The 19386-nt window shown below is 31.9% G+C and carries 20 protein-coding genes; 18 read left to right on the top strand and 2 right to left on the bottom strand.

The genetic code is table 11. The annotated features are described in order from the left end of the window. The first annotated feature begins 11 nt into the window (after window positions 1–11). Entirely contained in the window at window positions 12–1007 is a 996-nt protein-coding gene (locus OH806_RS12380; protein ID WP_076444020.1) for a DNA-directed RNA polymerase subunit alpha, read from the top strand. A gap of 6 nt (window positions 1008–1013) precedes the next feature. Continuing rightward, entirely contained in the window at window positions 1014–1538 is a 525-nt protein-coding gene (gene rplQ / locus OH806_RS12375; protein ID WP_264744001.1) for a 50S ribosomal protein L17, read from the top strand. 54 nt (window positions 1539–1592) lie between these two features. On the opposite strand, the gene OH806_RS12370 is transcribed toward rplQ, so the two are convergent. Continuing rightward, window positions 1593–2012, bottom strand: coding sequence for a hypothetical protein (locus tag OH806_RS12370; RefSeq protein ID WP_264744000.1), 420 nt, complete (start codon window positions 2010–2012; stop codon window positions 1593–1595). A gap of 180 nt (window positions 2013–2192) precedes the next feature. Between OH806_RS12370 and OH806_RS12365 the strand changes: the two genes are divergently transcribed. From OH806_RS12365 to OH806_RS12330, 8 genes are all read left to right on the top strand, one after another. Continuing rightward, window positions 2193–2825, top strand: coding sequence for a response regulator (locus OH806_RS12365; RefSeq protein ID WP_264743999.1), 633 nt, complete (start codon window positions 2193–2195; stop codon window positions 2823–2825). A 6-nt stretch (window positions 2826–2831) separates the two neighbouring features. Continuing rightward, a complete protein-coding gene (locus OH806_RS12360; RefSeq protein ID WP_264743998.1) occupies window positions 2832–3608 on the top strand; it encodes a hypothetical protein in 777 nt (258 codons plus the stop codon). A 641-nt stretch (window positions 3609–4249) separates the two neighbouring features. After that, the gene (locus OH806_RS12355) at window positions 4250–5038 is read left to right on the top strand and encodes a sensor histidine kinase (protein WP_264743997.1); all 789 of its coding nucleotides are present in this window, start codon (window positions 4250–4252) and stop codon (window positions 5036–5038) included. Window positions 5039–5170: 132 nt separating this feature from the next. After that, window positions 5171–5545: a hypothetical protein gene (locus tag OH806_RS12350; protein ID WP_264743996.1), complete on the top strand. Its 375-nt coding sequence runs from the start codon at window positions 5171–5173 to the stop codon at window positions 5543–5545. An 8-nt stretch (window positions 5546–5553) separates the two neighbouring features. Then, window positions 5554–6741: a hypothetical protein gene (locus OH806_RS12345; protein WP_264743995.1), complete on the top strand. Its 1188-nt coding sequence runs from the start codon at window positions 5554–5556 to the stop codon at window positions 6739–6741. Window positions 6742–6914: 173 nt separating this feature from the next. Beyond that, window positions 6915–8831: a SulP family inorganic anion transporter gene (locus tag OH806_RS12340; protein ID WP_264743994.1), complete on the top strand. Its 1917-nt coding sequence runs from the start codon at window positions 6915–6917 to the stop codon at window positions 8829–8831. Window positions 8832–8894: 63 nt separating this feature from the next. Then, window positions 8895–10187 carry a phosphopyruvate hydratase gene (eno, locus tag OH806_RS12335; RefSeq protein WP_264743993.1) on the top strand — a complete coding sequence of 431 codons (1293 nt, stop codon included), beginning with the start codon at window positions 8895–8897 and terminating at the stop codon, window positions 10185–10187. Between the two features lie 101 nt (window positions 10188–10288). Further along, window positions 10289–11575: a citrate synthase gene (locus OH806_RS12330; RefSeq protein ID WP_264743992.1), complete on the top strand. Its 1287-nt coding sequence runs from the start codon at window positions 10289–10291 to the stop codon at window positions 11573–11575. Window positions 11576–11685: 110 nt separating this feature from the next. On the opposite strand, the gene OH806_RS12325 is transcribed toward OH806_RS12330, so the two are convergent. After that, window positions 11686–11847, bottom strand: coding sequence for a hypothetical protein (locus OH806_RS12325; RefSeq protein WP_264743991.1), 162 nt, complete (start codon window positions 11845–11847; stop codon window positions 11686–11688). A 309-nt stretch (window positions 11848–12156) separates the two neighbouring features. Here OH806_RS12325 and OH806_RS12320 point away from each other — a divergent pair, with 309 nt between their 5' ends. The 8 genes from OH806_RS12320 to OH806_RS12285 are packed head-to-tail and all read left to right on the top strand — an operon-like array spanning window position 12157 to window position 19381. Then, the gene (locus OH806_RS12320; protein ID WP_264743990.1) at window positions 12157–13071 is read left to right on the top strand and encodes a dimethylarginine dimethylaminohydrolase family protein; all 915 of its coding nucleotides are present in this window, start codon (window positions 12157–12159) and stop codon (window positions 13069–13071) included. Window positions 13072–13101: 30 nt separating this feature from the next. Next, window positions 13102–14025, top strand: coding sequence for a citrulline utilization hydrolase CtlX (gene ctlX, locus OH806_RS12315; protein ID WP_264743989.1), 924 nt, complete (start codon window positions 13102–13104; stop codon window positions 14023–14025). Between the two features lie 28 nt (window positions 14026–14053). Then, entirely contained in the window at window positions 14054–14413 is a 360-nt protein-coding gene (locus tag OH806_RS12310) for an S-adenosylmethionine decarboxylase family protein (RefSeq protein WP_264743988.1), read from the top strand. A 2-nt stretch (window positions 14414–14415) separates the two neighbouring features. Continuing rightward, a complete protein-coding gene (locus tag OH806_RS12305; protein ID WP_264743987.1) occupies window positions 14416–15879 on the top strand; it encodes a DUF4178 domain-containing protein in 1464 nt (487 codons plus the stop codon). Beyond that, window positions 15879–16076 carry a hypothetical protein gene (locus OH806_RS12300; RefSeq protein WP_264743986.1) on the top strand — a complete coding sequence of 66 codons (198 nt, stop codon included), beginning with the start codon at window positions 15879–15881 and terminating at the stop codon, window positions 16074–16076. The genes OH806_RS12305 and OH806_RS12300 overlap by 1 nt, the downstream gene beginning before the upstream one ends. A 12-nt stretch (window positions 16077–16088) precedes the next feature. Further along, a complete protein-coding gene (locus tag OH806_RS12295) occupies window positions 16089–16304 on the top strand; it encodes a DUF350 domain-containing protein (protein ID WP_264743985.1) in 216 nt (71 codons plus the stop codon). Continuing rightward, window positions 16297–17811 (top strand): polyamine aminopropyltransferase, encoded by a 1515-nt coding sequence (locus tag OH806_RS12290; protein WP_264743984.1) that lies wholly within the window; start codon window positions 16297–16299, stop codon window positions 17809–17811. The genes OH806_RS12295 and OH806_RS12290 overlap by 8 nt, the downstream gene beginning before the upstream one ends. Continuing rightward, complete coding sequence (locus tag OH806_RS12285; RefSeq protein ID WP_264744078.1) at window positions 17786–19381, top strand: NAD(P)/FAD-dependent oxidoreductase; 1596 nt, start codon at window positions 17786–17788, stop codon at window positions 19379–19381. The genes OH806_RS12290 and OH806_RS12285 overlap by 26 nt, the downstream gene beginning before the upstream one ends. The last annotated feature ends 5 nt before the right edge of the window (window positions 19382–19386 follow it).

Below are 19386 nucleotides of genomic sequence, written 5' to 3'. Positions count from 1 at the left end.
AACCCAATAATATGGCAATTTTACAATTCATAAAACCCGATAAAGTAATTTTACTTAACTCTGATGAATTTAGAGGTCAATTTGAATTCAGACCACTAGAACCAGGTTTCGGGCTTACAATCGGTAATGCTTTGAGAAGAGTGTTGCTTTCTTCTCTGGAAGGATACGCTATTTCATCTATCAAAATAGAAGGTGTAGAGCACGAATTTTCAACTATTCCAGGTGTAATCGAAGACGTTACCGAAATTATTCTTAACCTTAAACAGGTGAGATTAAAAGCTACGGCAGAAAACCAAGCTAATGAGCAGGTAGTTGCTAAAGTTTCAGGTCAAACGGTAATTACTGCTGGAGATTTAGGTAAGTCTATCAACGGATTTGAGGTTCTAAACCCGGATTTAGTGATTTGCAACCTAAACAGTGATGTAACTTTCGAGATTACTTTCAATATTGAAAAAGGTAGAGGATATGTTCCTTCAGAACAAAATAAGTCAAACAATGCACCTGTAGGTACAATTGCTATTGACTCTATTTTCACGCCAATCAAGAAAGTACAGTATAGCATTGAAAATTATCGTGTAGAGCAAAAAACAGACTACGAAAAACTTGTATTAGATATAGAAACTGATGGTTCCATCAGTCCTCAAAATGCTTTAACAGAAGCTTCTAAGATATTAATTTATCACTTCATGTTGTTCTCTGATGAGAGAATCACTCTTGAAACTGAAGCTGTAAAAGCGTCTATCCAATATGATGAAGAAACTCTTCATACAAGACAACTTCTTAAGTCTAAATTAGCAGATATGGATCTTTCTGTAAGAGCCCTTAACTGTCTAAAAGCTGCTGAAGTAGAAACTCTTGGAGAATTGGTTTCTTACAGTAAGTCTGATTTGATGAAATTCAGAAATTTTGGTAAAAAATCTTTGACAGAACTAGAAGAATTAGTGCATTCAAAAGGTCTTAACTTCGGTTTCGACGTTGCAAAATATAAGTTAGACGCTGATAAATAATTAATAATGAGACACGGTAAAAAATTCAATCACTTAGGAAGAACAGCTTCTCACAGAAGTGCTTTACTTTCTAATATGGCTTGTTCTCTAATTGAGCATAAAAGAATCAACACTACTGTTGCTAAAGCGAAAGCTTTAAGAGTATATGTTGAACCTCTATTAACAAAAGCAAAAGAAGATACTACACACAATAGAAGAATTGTTTTTTCATATCTTCAAAATAAGGAGGCTGTTACTGAGTTATTCAGAACTGTAGCTCCTAAAATCGCTGAAAGAAACGGTGGTTATACAAGAATCATCAAAACAGGTTTCAGACCAGGTGATGCTGCTGATACTGCTCTTATTGAGCTAGTTGATTTCAACGAGCTTTACAATCCTAATGCTGAAGAGAAAAAAGCTACAAGAAGAAGCAGAAGATCTACAGGTGCTAAAAAAGAAGCTGTAGTTGCTGAAGCTCCAAAAGTAGAAGAAAAAGTAGAAGAGCCTAAGGCTGAAGCTGCTGATTCTGCAGAGGAAAAAACTGAAGAATAACATTCATTCAGATATAAATAAAACCGTTCAGATTTCTGAACGGTTTTTTATTATTTAGATTTTTGTTTTTACAAGTTCAATAATATTGTTTCCTTGGTCTAAAATCAGGCTGTCACCTTTTACAGTTGCTTTCATATCCATTTTTTCATAAATGGTTTCATGTCCTTTAGATTCTACTTTATCTAAAATAAAAGTTTTGTTGTTGCTTTTAACACTCATTGTTTTTTCTTCGTAATTGAAAACTACTTTTACCAAAGTTCCATCTGTAGCTTTATAAACATAATCGGTTTTTATATATTTTTTTCCGTTGACATCCGTTTCATAATGAATAGTGGAATCTACTTTTCCGTTGTCTGCCAATACTATTCCGGAACTGTCAGATTTCAATATATTTTTATTCCCTCCTTCATTTTTTTTACAATTTATCAATACTAATGAAATTAATGAAAACCCGATGAAGAAACATTTTTTCATAATGCTTAATTTTTAATGTAACGATTTTAATAATTATTCGGATGTATTAAAATTTTAACTAATTTTAATACAATAAAAAACTAAGCTAATATACGGAAACTCAAACTTTAATATTACACAAAAGTGTAATTGATTTTGTTTTGTTTTCTATCCAAATTTGTACTGTACAAAGATGCAAACATGAGTATTTCCATAGCCATAGTAGAAGATGAGAAAAACTACAACAATACGTTGAAGAAGGTTATCGATTATCAGGATGATATGAAAGTAGTTGCTCAGTTTTTTGATGGAAATAGTGCTTTAGAAAAATTACCAGATTATTCTCCGGATGTTGTAATGATGGATATTCAGTTGCAGGATATGCTCGGGATTGAAGTTATTGAAAGATTGCGTAAAGAAATACCCAATACCCAATTCGTCATGTGTACGAGTTTTGAAGACGATGAAAAAATCTTTAATTCTTTAAAAGCAGGTGCAATTGGATATCTCATTAAAGGGGAAAGTATGGAGAAAATATTAGGAGCAATTCGCGATGCACATAATGGCGGAGCACCGATGAGTTTTTCTATTGCGAGACGTGTTCTGAATCATTTTGAAAGACAATTACCAGAATTAAAAGACCTTAATGAATTAACAGAGCGAGAGAAAGAAGTCCTTGAGTTACTTTCTCAAGGTTTCTTGTACAAAGAAATTGCAGACAAAAAATTCATAAGTATTGATACGGTAAAAAAACATATAGGAAATATCTACCGAAAGCTTCAAGTTAGTAATAAAGTAGAGGCAATAAATAAATTTAACCACTTAAAAAATTAACCAGTCATGAAAACAATTTTTGAAAAACAACCATTAGGGTACCTACTCATCTTATTTTTAGCAGTTATAAGCTGTAATAAGAATAATAAAGAAACTCCGCCAGATTATACTAAAAGTAAAATAGAAACAACAAAAGGAAATTTTCATATAGAATTTTTGAATAGAATTACTGATGAAGAAGTTGAAAATGGGCAAAATGGTTTTAAAGAGCTTGAGCTTAATGCTGAACCGGGTATTACCTTAGATTATTATGATTTTGAGAAAATTGTGAATATAGACAAGAAAAAATATGCAAAGTTTTTTTTCCTTTTAGACAATAACAAGTTTTTAAACTTAGGATTGGCGATGTCAGATAACGAAAATTTAGACTATGAGAATGATATTCTTTATGTTCAGTCTGGAGGTCGTTTTGTGTTGAAATCTGGTGAGTTTGAAAATCAAAAGAAAGAATTTGATGCTTTCAAAAGTGTATTAGTTGATACTGTGAGTAAAAATGATCCATGTGATATGATTCTTTACAAAGTTGACGATATAAATAATTATTTAAAGGTTACAAAAGCAATCGAAGGTTTTACGGGGTATAAAATTCTTAGCTTACAGTTTGATTATATTCGTTTTAAAGATTTTACAAGAAAGGACGGAACTAAAATAGATTATCTCAGAAATAGAGAGTCAAGAGTGTCATTTGCGGTAAAAACTAATTTTGATAAAGGAACAACAAGAGCAAGTCTGCCGAATGATATTGTTGATTTTTACTATGATGCCGGAGATTTAAAACCATAAAATCTTATGTTAATAGGAATCATTTACAAAATAGTATTGTTATTTCCTTTAATAAAATCATTTTATTTGGGTAGAAGATATTACTTTTCTGCCCAAAACTATATATTTATATATCTTCTAATCACTTTTATAAACGAATGTGTCGCATTTGTTAGAGATCGGTTAAACCCTGATGTGAAAGTAGGTCTCCAGTACAATATTTATTTCATATTTTGTGTAGTTTTTATATATATATATTATTCCCAAATTTTTAAAAAGTTTTTACGGAAGATTTCTTTATTCTTAGCTATTCTGTCGCTAGGATATATTTTTATTTTTACTAATTTTTTTGATAATAACTTTGATAAGCGGATAGGTATATTAATTACACTGTTTTATATAATTATCTCATTACTTTGGTTTTACCAGAAAATATCTTTTTTTGATGAACACAAAATCACTGATGATCCCGTTTTTTGGATATCTACGGCTCTGTTGATGTGGAGTTGTTTTTTTCTTTTTAGAGTTACTCCAATGTTTTTCTTTGCTAAAAATGACAAAGAATTTCTCCAATTTTTAAAAGTAGGACAGAATATTATCAATATAGGAATGTATGTTATGTTTTATATCTCTTTAATAAAACATGAAAAACAAATAAGATTATGACTCATATTCAGGATGACATAAAATTGGCTTACATAGTCGCCATTTCAATAATGATGCTTTTTGTCTGTTTCATTGTTTTTGTTGTGTTAATGTATAATAAGAGACAGCTTCTTTATATAAAAGAAAAACAGCTTAAAGAAACTGAATATCAAAATCAGCTTCTCCAAAAAGAGCTTGAAAAACAAAAACTGATTGAAAAAGAAAGAGAACGTATATCTCATGATATGCATGATGATTTGGGTGCCGGGATTTCTGCATTAAAACTTCAGGCTGAATTTTTAAAACAAAAATCCGAAGATAAAGACTTGAAAAATGATATTGATGAACTTATGAAAATATCAGAAGAAATGAATCTTTCCATGCGTGAAATGTTGTGGAGCTTAAATTCAGGAAACGATACATTAGGAAACTTTATTGATTATGCTAAAATCTATTCAGAAAGTTTTTTAAAGAAAAGTAAAATTCAACTTTTAGTTAAAATTGGAGAAGGAATTGACGCAGATGTTCCAATTTCTACAGACTTAAGACGAAATATGTTTTTATGCTTGAAAGAAGCTTTAAATAACGCATATAAACACAGCCAAGCAAATAAAATAGAAATTCTGTTTTTATGTAACGGGAAAGAATTCAGTATGGAAATCTCGGATGACGGGATAGGTATTAATAATCAATCAGAAGGAAACGGACTTCGTAATATGAAGCGCAGAATGCAGGAACAAAACGGAGAATGTATAATTTCCTCTTCAGACATAGGAACCACTTTACATTTTAAGATAGAAATATAATTTATAGAAATCGGAAACACGAGCGGCATCATTATTCAATGATGCCGCTCGTGTTGTAATCACCCTTTTGTGTAATTGACATACTTTCCATTTAATGAGAAATTTGAGTAATTAAATTATAAAATAAGAATTATGAAAACTTTAAAATCATCAAAAACATTACAATTAGATTTAGATTCAAACTATGATGTTTATCTTGAAATACATGTTTCATCAACAGGAAACTGTAGCACATTAGTGACTATTGATAATAATCCTTCTTTTAAATATGAAGAAAGAGTATTGTTGGGAAAGTTTAACCAGCTTAAAAATAAGATTGTTGTGATAGAACATATTTTTTCTTTTGAAAATATTCCGGAGGCGAATGTAGATAATGCAATGCAGCAGAGCCAGATTACCTATCGTTTGATTTCTGTGATGGGTCCTACGAAACCATTTAAGAATAAAACAAGTGCAGACCTAATAGATGATAGAATAGGAGCCGTTAAACTAATCCGAATTAAATAAATAGTATCATGAAAAAATATTTGTTATTAATGTTTTTCTTTGTGCCACTATATTTTATTGCACAAGAGAAGATAAGTGGGGAAATTGATTTGAAAGAATTACAGATTTCAACAGCGCCTTCAGTTATTTTATTGGGAATTTCACCCTCAGAACTTGAGACACCTAAATCGAAAAAAGCAATTGTTTTTAATATCATTAATTCATTTAAAAAAAATGAAGGAATTCCTGAAAATTATGCGTTTGAAGTGACTCCTTTTTGGCTATTACCATTCAAAAATATGACAGCTTTGAAATTTGCAGGAATTGGAAAAGGTGATAAGCAAAATATTTTTAGTGAAGTAAAAAAAGCATCGTTATCCCTTGGTTTTGTAAGAGATTTATCTCTTGGGGCAGATGATGAGATGAAAAACCCTGCTTTTGCTTTCAGTGCAAGAGGTACACTCATCAAAATCCGAACAAAAAAGAATAAAGAAGATATAATTGCTCAAAACAAAAAAGTGATAAAACTATTGGATAAAATTCTTGAGGACGTTAAAAATTCGGAAGAGTATAAAAAAGAAAGAACAAGAATATTAGATTCATGTATGAAAAATAATATTGAACTGGATTCATGTGAGAAAATACTGGAAAATAGACTGAACGCTTTTATAAAAAAAAATAAATATATAACTCAAAGTGACGGACATTATTATAGAAATTTATTAGAAGCACCGCCGCTTTTGTCATTGGATTTCGCAGGAGGATACAGTACTTTTTTTTCAGATAATAAGTTTTCTAATAACCATTTCGGGAAACTTGGTTTTTGGATCACCCTCAATACTGGGTTTGATTTTACGAAAAAAGAACTTCCGGATGTTACCAAAAGCCTAAATTTTTATGGTATTGTTAGATATTTAGAAGATGGAACCAATATGGATGATTACCAAATGTTTGTTAAGTCTAAAAGTTTTGATTTTGGAGGGAAGGCCGAATTTGTTTATAATAGATTTTCAGTTTCCTGTGAATACATATATAGGGTAAACGATTTAGAAAAAACCTTTAGAGCAAGTGGGTTGTTAGCATATAAAGTTTCAGATAAAATATATATTAATGCTTCATTTGGTAAAAACTATGGAGATAGAGATAACCTTATTTCATTTTTGGGACTCAATTGGGGGTTAGACTCAGAGAAAAAAAGCGTTTTTGTTAAAAAATAATATCATTTTATATTCTTATAATTTGTTCTCCTATGATTTTTTCATAGGAGATTTTTGCATACATACAAACGTGATTAAACTCATGCTTAAATTATTAATAGAATCTATAATTTATTTGTTTTTTATAGATTTTATTAATAAATTTAGGTCTTAAAATAAAATTTATCTATAATATGTTTAAAGATTACATTACATTCAAGCACATTAAAGGTGATTTTTTTGGAGGAATTACTGCGGGGATTGTAGCATTGCCATTAGCAATGGCATTTGGTGAGCAATCGGGATTAGGAGCTGCAGCTGGTTTATTCGGAGCAATAGCTATCGGATTTTTTGCATCATTATTTTGTTCTACACAACAGCAGATTAGTGGGCCAACAGCTCCTATGACGGCGGTAAGTGTTGTGGTGGTTTCCCAGATTATTCAAAGTTTTAATGGTGATATTGCTACAGCAATGCCTTCCATATTAATGGTATTTTTCCTTGCAGGAGTTTTTCAGGTATTATTGGGGATTATAGGTGTAGGAAAGTACATTAAATATATTCCTTATCCGGTAATATCAGGATTTATGAATGGTATTGCCATAATCATTTTAATGGGACAGATTTTTCCTCTAATGGGGTATGTGGCAGATAAAGATCAAGAACTGGTAGAGAAAAACCGTATCGTTGCAGAATCTAATTTGATAGCAAAACAATTTCAGAGCATAAAAAAAGATAAGACCATTGGTTTAGATGAAGTCGCAGTTATAGAGAAAAATATTGCTGAAATAAAAAAAATATCTAAAGACGAAATTGTAGCGGAAGCAGAAGCTGTTTCTAAAATGCAGGTCAAAACACCAGCTGGTATTATTAAAAATATTAACAGAGGTTTGAAAAACATCAATTGGCTGGAATTTACTTTTGTTGTAAGTACGGTAATTGTAATATATGGTTTTAAGTATGTTCTGAGGTGGTTACCAAGCAGAATCAAATTTTTTGATGGCTTAAAGAAGATTGCATCTTCAATTCCTGCAACATTGATTGCATTAGTTATCATGTCTACAATTGCAATTTATGGAGAGTTTGATTTATTAAAAATACAGGAAATCCCTATTGGCTTCCCGACTATGCATCTCGAAATTTTCTCAGGTTTTAGTTTTGATGCTATCAAACCGTTTTTAATGGCAGCTGTTTCTTTGGCGATGTTGGGCTCTATAGACTCATTATTAACATCTGTGATTGTAGACACGAAAGAAAAAACACAGCACAATAGTAGTCAAGAATTGGTTTCACAAGGTATCGGAAATAGTATGGCAGCATTATTTGGAGGTATACCAGGATCGTCTGCAACGATTCGTACTTTAGTGAATATGAACTCTGGCGGGGTAACAAGATTGTCTGGTATTTTTGCTTCATTACTGTTATTAGTAATTTTAATTTTCTTTGCTCCGATAGCATCTAAAATTCCTGCTGGTGTTCTTGCGGGGGTATTGATTACAGTAGGTATTGGTATTTTTGATTACCGAGGATTGAAAGCGATAAAAAAAATGCCGATTTGGGATGTAGTTGTTATGATTGTAGTAATGTTGCTCACTGTTTTTGTGGATTTAGTCATTGCTGTAGGAGTAGGATTGGTAATTTCTGCTTTAATCTTTATGAAAAAGATGGGAGATATTAATACTAAACGTTCTACGGTTACCCCCTTGGATATCACACAAGAGCTACCTTGGGAGGACGAGAAAGAAATTTCTGAGGATATTTCTAAAAAAGTTTTCGTAAAACGTCTGGAAGGGCCTCTGTTTTTTGGTTATACTAATGATTTGCAGCAGTTGTATACTCATATTCCGGAAGAAGCAGAGTATATTATTTTAAGAATGGATAAAGTTCCTTACGTAGATCAAAGTGGATTGTATACCTTAGAAGATATTATTATAGACTTAGAAAATAAAGGTAAATGTGTTCTTGTTGTAGGTTTACAAAAACAACCGGATTATCTTATTAGGAAAATTGAAATTATTCCGAATCTGGTTGCAGAACATGAAAACTTTAAAACGTTTGATCAATGTTTAATTTGGTTACATGATGAGATTAGTAAATGTTATGAAAATTAATGCATACATCTTATATTTCTTTCTTTAAATTGGTTAAATTTGTATAATTAAAAAAATAAAATAATGAGTTATATTTCTTACATTGAAGCTAGACAGATTTTGGATTCTAGAGGTAATCCTACAATTGAAGTAGACGTATTTACAGAAAACGGTGCAATGGGACGTGCTGCAGTACCTTCTGGAGCATCAACAGGTGAACATGAAGCGGTAGAATTACGTGATGGAGGTTCAGAATATTTAGGAAAAGGTGTTTTGAAAGCTGTTGAAAATGTAAGAGAAATTATAGCTCCGGAATTAGTTGGTCTTCCTGTGTATGATCAAAATTTTATTGATCAAATCATGATTGACCTTGATGGTACAAAAAATAAAGGAAATCTTGGTGCGAATGCTATTCTTGGTGTTTCTTTAGCTGCTGCAAGAGCTGCAGCAACTGAACTGAAAATGCCTTTGTATAAATATATTGGTGGTGTAAATGCAAACACACTTCCTGTTCCTATGATGAATGTTATCAACGGTGGATCTCACTCAGATGCACCTATTGCGTTTCAGGAATTTATGATTATGCCTGTAAAAGCAGATTCTTTCTCACATGCTTTGAGGAAAGGAACTGAAATTTTCCATAACCTTAAATCAATTCTTAAAGGAAGAGGTCTTTCTACAGCGGTAGGTGATGAAGGTGGTTTTGCTCCTACTTTTGCAGGAACGGAAGATGCTTTAGATACATTACTTCAGGCTATTGAAAAAGCAGGTTACAAACCAGGAGATGATATTATGTTGGCATTAGACTGCGCTTCATCAGAGTTTTATGTTGACGGAACTTATGATTATAGAAAATTCGAAGGTCAGAATGCGGCTCACAGAACAAGAGAAGAACAAGTTTCTTACTTGGCTGAATTAACTCAGAAATATCCAATTATCTCGATCGAAGATGGTATGCAGGAAAATGACTGGGAAGGTTGGAAAATGCTTACAGATAAAATTGGAGACAGAGTACAGTTGGTTGGTGATGATTTATTCGTAACAAATGTAGAAAGATTGTCAAGAGGAGTACAGGAGGGAATTGCTAATTCAATTCTTGTAAAAGTAAACCAAATTGGTTCTCTTTCTGAAACAATGGCTGCGGTACAAATGGCTCAGCACAACAAATTCACTTCAGTAATGTCTCACAGATCTGGTGAAACTGAAGATTCTACAATTGCTGATTTAGCAGTAGCTATGAATTGTGGACAAATCAAAACAGGTTCTGCTTCAAGATCTGATAGAATGGCAAAATACAATCAATTATTAAGAATCGAAGAAGCTTTAGGTGAAACAGCAATTTTCCCGGGACTAGAAGCTTTTAAAATTAAAAGATAATTCGATTGAAATTATAAATGCAAAGCATAACTAAAAATAGTTGTGCTTTTTCTTTAAAATGCATATTTTTAGAGAAAATTAAAATTAAATAAAATATTATAATGTCAGACAACAAAGTTATATTGAATTACGATGGTAATTCTTATGAATATCCAATCGTAGACAGTACTATCGGGGACAGAGGGATCGATATTTCAAAACTAAGAGACCAAACAGGTTTAATTACTCTAGATTTAGGTTATAAAAATACAGGAGCTACACTTAGCGACATCACTTACTTAGATGGAGATAAAGGAGAATTATTTTACAGAGGTTATCCTATTGAGCAAATTGCTGAAAAGTCTAACTTCACAGAAGTAATGTATCTTTTATTACATGGTGAATTACCAAATAAAGATCAGTTCAGTAGTTTTACTCAAAATATTAAAAATTACAATTTCGTAGCAGAGGAGATGAAAAAAATCATCGATGCTTTCCCTCGTTCTGCTCACCCAATGGGAGTTTTGTCTTCATTAACTTCTGCTTTAACGGCTTTCAATCCAAAAGCTGTTAATGTGAACTCTAAAGAAGAAATGGATCATGCTGCTGAGTTGATGATTGCAAAATTTGCTCATCTTTGTGCTTGGACATATAGAAAAACTCAGGGATTGCCTCTTAACCACGGAGATAATAGTCTAAACTATGTAGAAAACTTCTACAAAATGACATTCAGAATGCCAAATCAGGAATTCGAAATTGATCCGGTTGTTGTTCAGGCATTAGATAAATTATTAATTCTTCACGCTGATCACGAGCAAAACTGTTCTACTTCTACAGTAAGAATGGTAGGTTCTGCTCATACAGGTCTTTTTGCATCTATTTCTGCAGGGGTTTCTGCACTTTGGGGTCCACTTCACGGTGGAGCAAACCAAGCTGTTATCGAAATGCTTGAATTAATTGAAAAAGATGGAGGAGATGTTAACAAGTGGGTAGCAAAAGCTAAAGATAAGAATGATAGCTTCCGTTTGATGGGATTCGGACACAGAGTTTACAAAAACTTCGACCCAAGAGCGAAAATTATCAAAAAAGCGGCTGATGATATTCTTAATGCATTAGGAATTCATGATAAAGCTCTTGATATTGCAATGCAATTAGAAAAAGTAGCTCTTGAAGATGAATACTTCGTAGAAAGAAAACTATATCCAAACGTAGATTTCTATTCAGGAATTATCTACAGAGCATTAGGGATTCCTACAGAAATGTTTACAGTAATGTTTGCATTAGGAAGACTTCCGGGATGGATTTCTCAATGGAAAGAAATGAGATTGAAAGGAGACCCAATCGGTAGACCAAGACAAGTATATCAAGGAGCTCAAAAAAGAGACTATGTTGATATCTTAAACAGATAACAGAAACTTATTATGTACAATAAAATCCCAAAGCAAACTTTGGGATTTTATTTTAAAAACTAAACTGATAAAACGTAACCCGCACTATTTTGTTGGGTTTTATTTTTCTATTAAGGGCATTGGCATCTGTCGCAAGTCCAGATATAGCAGTTACCTGCTTCATCCCATTCACAGCATCTTCTGTTTGCATTTCCGATGCCTCCTTTGATGGCTTTTTGTTCTTCTCTACCTAATTTTTGTGCGTTTTTTAGCACTGAGTTGTTCTTGTTCATGATTTTGTGATTTGATTAGTTAACAATAAAGTTTTAATATTTGTAATAAATATATCACTAATTTATGAATTTATTTTCAAATGTTGATATTAATTTTAATATAAATTAATTGTGGATAATTGTTATGTTAAAAATATCTTTAAAAACGGGGTTTTCCAGTTATAAAATTTGATAATAAATAGTAGTTTTAAAGTAAAAACTGTGTATTTTGAATTTTATAGAATTATACACTGCTTTTACCCTAAAACAGCCTTAAAAGTTTCCCACATACAGACCTTTACTTATATTTGTAGTATTGCATGAATCTTTATGAAACTAAACATTAAAAACGAAACAGGGAGATTAAAATCGGTAGTTTTGGGTCAGCCGAATTCTATGGGAAGTGTTCCTACATTAGAAGAAAGCTATGATGCCAAATCTTATTATTCTATTCAGAACGATATTTATCCCAAAGAAGAAGACATTATCAATGAAATGAATGCTTTTGAGGAAGTGTTGAAAAAATATGATGTAGAAGTTCTTCGACCAAATATTATTAAGGATTATAATCAGGTTTTTGCAAGAGATGTAGCTTTTGTAATAGATGATAAAATGATTATCTCTAATGTAATTGCTGACAGAGCAGATGAACAAGGCGCTTACAAAAAGATTTTTGAAAAAGTAGAATGGCGAAAAATCATTAATCTTCCAGAAACAGCCCATATTGAAGGTGGAGATGTGATTGTTTGGGATGATTTTCTATTCATAGGTACTTGTTTTAGTGAAGACTACAGAAGTTATAAAACAGCAAGGACAAACGAATATGCTATCGAGATCTTAAAAGAATATTTTCCTAAAAAGAGAATCATTGATTTAGAATTAAAGAAAAATGATAAAATTCCTTATGAAGGGATTTTGCATTTAGATTGTACGTTCAATCCGGTAGGGAAAGACAAATGTATTATTTATAAAGATGGATTTGTAGATGAAAGCGATTATCGTTTAATCATTGATATTTTCGGTGAAGAAAACTGTTTTCATGTAACTTCTGAAGAAATGTTTGAAATGAACCCGAATATTTTTTCAATTTCTCCGGAAATTGTGGTTTCAGATAAAGCATTTACAAGAATGAATAATCATCTTAGAAACGAATGGGGAATGATAGTAGAAGAAATACCATATCGTGAAATTTCCAAAATGGGAGGCTTGTTGAGATGTTCAACGATGCCTTTAGTTAGAGAATAAATCAACTTTCTTAAATTTTAAATCAAAACAATGCAGACAACAGATACAGTATTAATGATAGAACCGATAGCATTCGGTTACAACGCAGAAACGGCGGAGAATAACTACTTTCAGGTCGAACAAAAAGGAGCGGATATTCAATCTAAAGCTTTGGCTGAATTCAATATTTTTGTTGAAAAGCTGAGAAGTAAGGGTATAAATGTGATTACAATAAAAGATACATTAGAACCTCATACCCCGGATTCTATTTTCCCGAACAATTGGGTGAGTTTTCATAGAGACGGAAAAGTGGTTTTATATCCAATGTTTGCATCAAACAGAAGAGTAGAGAGAAGAGACGATATTATTGAAACTATTAAAAATCAAGGGTTTGAAGTTGCTGAAATCGATGATTGGTCTTTTTCTGAAATTCAGGGGCACTTTTTGGAAGGAACCGGAAGTATGATTTTCGACCATGATAATAAAATTGCTTATGGTTCGGTTTCTTTAAGGCTTGATGAAAAATTATTCAGAGATTTTTGTGAAAAATACGGGTTTCAGCCTGTTGTTTTTCATTCCTTTCAGACAGTAGGGGAAGAAAGATTGCCTATTTATCATACCAATGTAATGATGTGTGTGGCAGATAAATTTGTTGTTATTTGTTTAGATTGTATTGATGATGAGCTGGAAAGAAGCAAGGTTGTTGAAACAATAAAAAATTCCGGGAAAGAAATTATCGAAATTTCAGAAGAGCAAATGCAACAATTCGCAGGAAATATGCTTCAGGTTCAAAATAAAGAAGGTGAAAAATTTTTGGTGATGAGCCAAACTGCTTATCAGTCTTTACAAGAAAATCAGGTTTCTGCTATAAAAAAATACTGTGAAATCATCTATTCAGATTTAAATACCATTGAAGTAAATGGCGGAGGTAGTGCACGTTGTATGTTGGCAGAGGTGTTCTTACCAAAAAAATAATTTATATTTACGCAAAATATAAAATCAGTTGGAATCATCAACCAGTAAGGGTTTACATATTCTTCTGACTTTGGAAACGGAGTCAGAAGATTTGTTATTAAATAGTGAGGGTTTTCTCACATTTGTTAAAAATATTTTAGAAACCAAAAATGTAGAAATTGTAGGAGTTACCAATCACATTTTTGAAAATCAGAGTTTCACTTCGGCGGTTTGTCTTAAAGAATCCCATCTTTGTATTCACACTTGGCCGGAGTTTAAACAACTTACTTTTGATGTTTTTCTTTGTAACTATACTCAGGATAATACTTCAAAAGTAGAACAAATTGCTGATGAGGTTATTCAGTATTTTAAAGCTAAAACCATTCAAAAACACAAAATTTACAGATAAAAATGCATCATATCTGCCCTGCATGTAATTCAGAAAATAAATTAGATCTTACATTCGATATCGAAGAGTATGTTTGTAAAAGCTGCTCTCGTCTTATTGATGTAGAAAAGAACAAACAGACAAAGCATCTGAAAGTTCCAACAGAAAATGTTGTTTTGGATGTTGGGCAAAAAGGAGTAGTAGACGGAGTAGAATATACAGTTATTGGGATTGTTATCCGCAAGTATGGAACTAGTATTTTTTGGAGGGAATATTATTTGAAAAACAATAAAGGAGAAGACGCTTTTTTAAGTGAAAGTGATGGACATTGGGTTTTACTGAATTCTATTAACAAAAGTGATGTAAAAAGAAAATCGTGGAATACAATATATGTAGAGTTTAATTCTGTAAACTACCGAAGGTATGAAACAACGCAATGCAGTATTCATGCAGCAAAAGGTTTTTTTGAAGATAAATTGGATTTTGGAGTTGCCACTTACAAAGAATACGTGAACGGAACTCAAATGATTTCTGAAGAAAAATCAAAAAATAATGTTCAGTACTTTTTTGGAAAACATATTTCAAAATATAAAATCAAAAGAGCTTTCAAGCTATCTGGTTTACCTGGGTATTCAGGGATAGGAATTGTACAGCCTTATTATTTTAATATTACACAGACAATTAATATTTTTTCTATTGTTGCACTTTTGATATGTGTATTTCAATTGTATGTCTATACTTCAAGAACCAATCTTACGGTTTTCGAACAAGAAATAAATTTTGAAGATGTAAAAAATAAGGAACTGGTAAGCAATAGTTTCACCCTTTCAGGAGGTTCGGCTCCATTAAAAATATATGCTTTTTCAGGAGTTGATAATTCTTGGGCAAATATTCAGCTTAGCCTTGTAAATGAGAGTACCAATGAAGTTGTTTATGCCTCAAAGGATATAGAGCAGTATCATGGATATGAAGACGGAGAGAGTTGGTCGGAAGGAAGTACCACGGAAGAGTTTAATCTTTGTGGAGTAAGCTCTGGGAAATATCATTTTGTTATTTCAGCCGAAAAAGAAGGGGTTTATATTCCATTAACGAACCTTCAGGCTCCAGATGCAAAAGTATCTATTTCAAGAGACAATGCAGGGCTTGTGAATGTCATTGATAATTCTACAGGACAGCTTACTACCTTTATGGATGGGAAAACATTAGAAAAAGATTCTTCAGTTTTAGGAAATCTTGTGAGAGAATCTTTCGGAACTTCCAAAATAGATTCTTTGATAAATACCGAAGCAAACAATCTTTCATCAAGCCCCGATTCTTATAACAAATATGTGAAAATAAAGGCAACTTGGCTTCCTGTTTCATTTTGGAACTTCGGGATTATTTTATTCTTAATGGTTGTTACCTTTATTGCAATTTATGCAGGAAGATATTATTTTAATGTCAATAAATGGAAAAATAGTTCTAACTCACCTTATTCTGTATCATAATGCTGACAAATATTTTAAATTATATTAGAGAAAACTGGCTTCTTTGTTTACTAGGAGGTCTGTTTTTAAGTTGGTTTGTATATCTTACCTATGAAGGAAATCAGGTTTGTGATTGTGAAAAAACAGAAACATATCGTGACGGAACTACAAGAAGTCACTCTTCGGGAAGAGGATTTTACAGATATTATCACAAATAAAAATTTTAAACTATGGACAATATTAATTTATTACCGATATTCAATTCAATTCTTTATTCATTTTTAGGAATAGCTATTTTATTAGTTTGTTATTTGATTATTGAAAAAATTACTCCTGAAAAAACGTGGCATGAGATTGCTCAGAACAAAAATGTAGCTCTTGCTATTATTTTCGGAGCATTTATTATTGGGATTTCTATTATTATAAGCGCCGCAATTCATGGATAAGAAGAGGATTCCTCTTGAGCTATTATTACTTTTCTCGGTATTTGTTATCGCAACCTGCGGATTGATTTACGAATTGGTTGCAGGTGCATTGGCGAGTTATCTTTTGGGAGATTCTGTGAAACAGTTTTCTTTCATTATTGGGGTATATCTCTTTTCGATGGGAGTAGGTTCATATTTTGCGAAATTTATTAAAGGTAATCTTATTGATAAGTTTATAGAGATTGAAGTTCTCGTAGGAATCGTTGGCGGAATAAGCTCTGTTGTGCTGTTTATTTTATTTAATACGTTGGCACATTTTGAAAGCGTATTATATCTTTTTGTCTTCTTCACGGGATGTTTGGTCGGGGTTGAGATTCCCCTTTTAATGAACATATTGAAAGACCGAGTTAAATTTAAAGATTTAGTTTCCAATGTTTTTGCATTCGATTATATTGGAGCATTATTGGCATCAATTCTTTTTCCTTTGGTTTTGATTCCGAAACTTGGGATTGTAAAAACACCTTTGTTTTTTGGTTTGATTAATATTTCTATTGCAATATTTTTGTGTTTTTATCTTAAAAAAGAATTGTCAAAACCAATATCACTAAAAGTGAAATCAATTGGAGCGTTTGTTTTGTTGATTGCACTTTTCGTTTTTTCAGATAAAATTTTATCATTTTCGGAAGAAAAATTGTACGGAGAAAATGTAGTCTACACTAAAAGCTCGCCTTATCAGAGAATTGTACTGACAAGGAATGATCATGAATTCAGATTATATTTGAATAATAATTTGCAGTTTTCTTCTACAGACGAATATCGCTATCATGAAGCATTGGTTCATCCTGCAATGTCAATGGCAAAGAAAGTAGATAATGTTTTGATTTTGGGAGGAGGAGATGGTTTTGCCGCTCGTGAGGTTTTAAAATATAATGAAGTAAAGAACGTTACTTTGGTGGATTTGGATGGAGAAATGACGAATTTTTTTAAAACCAACGAAACAATGCGTCAATTGAACTATAACGCTTTATCAAATAGTAAGTTGAAAATTGTTAATAAAGACGCTTATATTTGGGTAAAAGAAAATAAAGAGAAATTTGATGTTATTATTATAGATTTTCCGGATCCGTCTAATTATAGCTTAGGAAAGCTATATTCAGTTCAGTTTTACAAAGAATTAGAAAGATTGACAACATTAGATACAAAAATTGTTGTACAAACAACATCTCCCTATTTTGCTCCAAAATCTTTCTGGTGTATTGAGAAAACAATCAATCAGATTTTCCCTTTTACTTCAGCATATCACACCTATGTTCCGTCTTTTGGGGAATGGGGTTTTTCAATGGCTTCCTTTGAACCTATTAACAACAGGGTTTACAGAAAAATTCCGAATTTGAAATACTATGATTATAATTTTTCACAACTTTCCTATTTTTCTAAAGATATGAAAACGAAAGATATAGAAGTTAATAGGCTGGATAATCAAATTTTAGTGCGTTATTTTGATGAAGAGTGGGGGAAAATACAATAGAAAAGATTTTATCAAAACTATATTTTTAGGTAGTTTAATGCTTCCTTTTTTGCAATATTGCAGTAAGAAAGGGAAGTCGTTATTACTTAAAATTACCGGAACAAATCATATTCTTGGGCATAAACTTTGGGCAAAAGATTTTCCTAAACCCAGCGAAGAAATTTATACTAAATATTTGATAGTGGGTGGAGGAATTTCAGGGCTTTCCGCATGCAGATTTTTTAGTCAGAATAATGAGAATGATTATCTTTTGTTGGAAATGGAGAATCATTTGGGAGGAAACTCATCCAACGGACAAAATAAGTTTTCGAAATTTCCTTTAGGAGCGCACTATTTACCTTTACCTAACAAAGAAAATACTGAAATTATAGAGTTTTTAAGAGAATGCGGAATTTATCAGGGTGATGATGAAGATGGAGAACCGATTTTGGATGAATATCAAATGAGTTTTCCTCAACAGGAAAGACTTTTCTACAAAAATTCTTGGCAAAATGATATTGTTCCACAAAAAAGAATTTCTAAAGAAACACAAGATGAGTTTATTCGTTTTTTTAAAAGAATGGATGAGTTTCGTGAAAAGAAAGATTCTAAAGGAAACTATTTTTTTGCAATTCCTGTGGAAGATTCAAGCCTAGAGGAACCTGATTTTATTCAGTTGGAGAAGATGACATTCAAAAGTTTTCTTTCTAAAGAAAGTTTTAAATCAGAAGAATTGCTTTGGCTTTTAGATTATTCTTGTAGAGATGATTATGGGTTGGGAGTAGATTATGTTTCAGCTTGGGCAGGAATCCATTATTTTGCAGGTAGAAAGAACAATTGGAGTAAAAAATATAAGGATCAGGTTTTTACATGGCCGGAAGGAAATGCAAGATTAGCAAAGCATTTTTCAAAATATATAAAAGGAAAAAGTTTAACTGAACATTTGGTTTTTGATGTTGTTCCTGATGAAAACAATGTTGAGGTTTTATGTTATGACAATGTTCAGAAAAAGACAAAGAAAATCATTGCAGAAAAGGTGTTGTTTGCTACACCTCAGTTTGTAAATCAACGTATTTTCGGAAGTAGGAGGGCAGAAAATTTTAATTATGTACCATGGCTTTTAACGACTATTACTCTGAAGAATGAGTTTGGAGGTGATGAAGAATTAGCTTGGGATAATGTTATTTACGGTTCGGATGGTTTGGGGTATATTTATGATCAACATCAGAGTTTGGCACAGGTTTTAGGCGAAAAAGTCATTACGTATTACAGAAGTTTTTCTACCAGTGACTGTAAAAAGGCAAGAAAGAAATTGTATGCTTTGAAAGAAAGCGAGCTTAAAACTCTAGTTTTGGAGGATTTGAAAAAGGCACATCCTCTGATTGAAGATTTTATTGTAGAAATACAGTTTCATAAAATTGGTCATGCGATGATTGCTCCAGTTCCGAATCAGATTTTTGGTTTTGAAACAGAAAATGTGAGGATGCCGGTTGAAAATAAAATTTTCTTTGCTCATTCTGATTTATCAGGAATTTCAATATTTGAAGAAGCATTTTATCAAGGTTTGAGAGCTGCAAAAAAGATGCTTTAAGTGTT

Source organism: Chryseobacterium oryctis (assembly GCF_025971925.1).
GTDB lineage: Bacteria > Bacteroidota > Bacteroidia > Flavobacteriales > Weeksellaceae > Chryseobacterium > Chryseobacterium oryctis.
The sequence above is the reverse complement of the archived record's forward strand: the minus strand, read 5'-3'. Positions and strand labels throughout refer to the sequence as shown.